Here is a 2450-nt window from a genome sequence, read left to right on the forward strand (position 1 = left end):
GAGCGTGGACGAGATCGTGGAGTTCAACGCGAAGGCCATGGCATGATCCCTTATGGCCGCCAGGACATCGACGACGCCGATATCACGGCGGTGGTCGAAGTCCTGAAAAGTGATTTCATCACCCAGGGCCCGGCGGTGCCGCGTTTCGAGGCAGCGCTGAGCGACTGGTGCGGCGTGCCGCATGCGGTGGCGATGAACAGCGCCACCTCGGCGCTGCATGTCGCCTATCTGGCGCTCGGCCTCGGACCCGGCGACGAGTTCTGGACGGCGCCGGTCACCTTCGTCGCCACTGCCAATGCCGCGCTTTATTGCGGGGCGGAGGTGCGCTTCGTCGACATCGACCCGGTGACCTACACGCTCGATCTCGACCGGCTGGAGGCGATGCTGGTCGTGGCGGAGGCCGAGGGACGGCTGCCGAAGATCGTGGCGCCGGTGCATCTGGCGGGACAGTCCTGCGACATGGCGCGGCTGGCGGAGCTTGCCCGCCGCTACGGCTTCCGCGTGGTCGAGGATGCCAGCCATTCGATCGGCGCCTTCTTCGGCAATGCTCCGGTCGGCGACTGCCGCTTTTCCGACATCTGCGTCTTTTCCTTCCATCCGGTGAAGATCATCACCACCGCCGAGGGCGGGGCCGCGACCACCCGCGATCCCGAACTGGCGCAGAAGATAGAACTGCTGCGCAGCCATGGCGTGACGCGCGACCCTGCCCTGATGCGCAACGAGCCGCATGGCGGCTGGTATTACGAGCAGGTGGCGCTTGGCTACAACTACCGGATGACCGACCTGCAGGCTGCGCTCGGCGCCAGCCAGATGGCCCGGCTTGCGGGCTTCATCGAGGCCCGCCACGCCCGCCGCGCGGTCTATGACGAGCAGCTGCGTGGCCTGCCGCTGCAACTGCCGCATCAGGCGGAGGGCCAGCGCTCGGCGCTGCATCTCTATCCCGTGCTGGTGACGCAGGACGCACCGCTCGACCGCCGCGCGTTGTTCGACGCGCTGCGCGCAGCCGGGATCGGGGTGAACATGCACTACCTGCCGGTCTACCGTCAGCCCTGGTACGTCGAGCACGGCTTCCCGCAGGACGAGTGCCCGGTGGCCGAGGACTACTATGCCCGCGCGCTCTCGATCCCGCTCTATGCCACGCTGAGCGAGGCCGACCAGGCGCAGGTCATCGCCACGCTGCACCGGCTGCTCTGTTGAACACCGCTCCCGGGGGAGGGCTTGCTTCTTCCCCGGGTCCGTTTTCTGTAAGCCTCACCGAGTAAATCCATCGGAAATTCAGGCCGAAAACCCTCAGGATTTGACGTCGATCTGACGGAAAGGACATCATATGAAAACCTTGCGGGAAGAACTTTTGCCCGGGAATAAGGGGAACCGCCCCTTCATCATCGCCGAGATGTCGGGCAACCATAACGCTTCCCTCGACAAGGCGCTGGCCATCATCGATGCCGCCGCCGATGTCGGCGCCGATGCGATCAAGATCCAGACCTTCACCGCCGACAGCATGACGCTTGACCTCGATGAGGGCGAGTTCAGTATCCGCGATCCGAAATCGCTCTGGTTCGGCCGGCGGCTCTACGACCTCTACCAGGAAGCGATGACGCCTGCCGACTGGCACAAGCCGATCTTCACGCGCGCGAAAGAGCGGGGCATCCTGTGCTTCTCCACGCCCTTCGACGAGGCGGCGGTGGACCTGCTGGAAGACCTCGGCGCCCCGGCCTACAAGGTTGCCTCCTTCGAGGCGGTGGACCTGCCGCTGATCCGCTATGTCGCCGCCACGAAAAAGCCGCTGATTATCTCGACAGGGATGGCCACGATCGGCGAGATCGACGAGGCGGTGGAGGCGGCACTCTCGGCCGGCTGCACCAACCTCACTTTGCTGAAATGTACCTCGAGCTATCCGGCCTCTCCCGAGAACACCAACCTGCTGACCATGCCGCAGATCGGCGCCACCTTCGGGGTGAACTTCGGCCTGTCGGACCATACGCTGGGGGTAGGAGTGTCGGTCGCCGCCACCGCGCTCGGCGCCAGCGTGATCGAGAAGCATTTCATCCTGGACCGCAGCGAAGGCGGCGTGGATTCAGCCTTCTCGCTGGAGCCCGGGGAATTCCGCCTTCTGGTCGACGAGACCACCCGCGCCGCGCAGTCGCTGGGCCGCGTCCATTTCGGCGGCACCGCTTCGGAGCAGGCAGGCAGGCGCAAGCGACGCTCGCTCTATATCGGGCAGGACATGAAGGCGGGCGACATCCTGACCCCGGCCAATCTGCGCCGCATCCGCCCCGGATCCGGGCTCGCCCCGCGCCATTACGACATGCTGCTCGGCCGCCGGCTGGGACGCGACGCCGCGAAGGGCACGCCGATGAGCTGGGATCTGCTGGAAGGGCATTCCGACACGGAGGGGATCTGAGTCATGTCGACAATGACTGCCTCGCTCGGGCGTAGTTGGACCGAGC

General features: G+C 65.8%; 2 protein-coding genes. Both read left to right on the forward strand.

What is annotated here, in order from left to right; genetic code table 11:
- Positions 1 to 42 precede the first annotated feature (42 nt).
- Positions 43 to 1197, forward strand: a complete 1155-nt coding sequence (gene pseC, locus BLT64_RS25770) for a UDP-4-amino-4,6-dideoxy-N-acetyl-beta-L-altrosamine transaminase (RefSeq protein WP_011749799.1) — start codon at positions 43 to 45, stop codon at positions 1195 to 1197.
- Positions 1198 to 1351: 154 nt separating this feature from the next.
- On the forward strand, positions 1352 to 2404 hold the full coding sequence (pseI, locus tag BLT64_RS25775; protein ID WP_232290602.1) for a pseudaminic acid synthase: 1053 nt from the start codon (positions 1352 to 1354) through the stop codon (positions 2402 to 2404).
- Positions 2405 to 2450 lie beyond the last annotated feature (46 nt).

Origin of the sequence: Paracoccus denitrificans (assembly GCF_900100045.1) — a bacterium.
In the GTDB taxonomy this organism is placed as follows: Bacteria; Pseudomonadota; Alphaproteobacteria; order Rhodobacterales; family Rhodobacteraceae; genus Paracoccus; species Paracoccus denitrificans.

Coding starts and splice junctions, on each gene's coding strand:
- pseC (WP_011749799.1), top strand. CDS start 43: ATGATCCCTTATGGCCGCCAGGACATCGACGACGCCGATATCACGGCG.